This window comes from Streptococcus mitis (genome assembly GCF_002860865.1).
GTDB classification, from domain to species: Bacteria; Bacillota; Bacilli; order Lactobacillales; family Streptococcaceae; genus Streptococcus; species Streptococcus mitis_AT.
Window position 1 is genome coordinate 1 of record NZ_PKIE01000023.1, and the last position, 464, is coordinate 464.

At 48.5% G+C, this 464-nt stretch carries 1 protein-coding gene; it reads left to right on the top strand.

Annotation, left to right across the window (positions count from 1 at the left end; genetic code table 11):
- Positions 1 to 464: hypothetical protein (locus CYK18_RS10900; RefSeq protein WP_180948057.1), on the top strand; the 464-nt coding region annotated here is incomplete at both ends.

The following is a 464-nucleotide window of genomic DNA, read 5'->3' on the forward strand; positions in this document are numbered from 1 at the left end:
CTTGTTGAAGCCGATGTGCTTGTTGAAGTGCTTGCACTTGTTGAAGCTGACGTACTTGCTGACGTGCTTGCGCTTGTTGAAGCCGATGTGCTTGTTGATGTGCTTGCACTTGTTGAAGCTGACGTACTTGTTGAAGTGCTTGCACTTGTTGAAGTCGATGTGCTTGCTGATGTGCTTGCACTTGTTGAAGCCGATGTGCTTGTTGATGTGCTTGCACTTGTTGAAGTCGATGTGCTAGCTGACGTACTTGCTGATGTGCTTGCACTTGTTGAAGCCGATGTGCTTGTTGAAGCTGACGTACTTGCTGATGTGCTTGCGCTTGTTGAAGCTGACGTACTTGCTGATGTGCTTGCACTTGTTGAAGCCGATGTGCTTGTTGAAGCTGACGTACTTGCTGATGTGCTTGCACTTGTTGAAGCTGACGTACTTGCTGACGTGCTTGCGCTTGTTGAAGCCGATGTGCT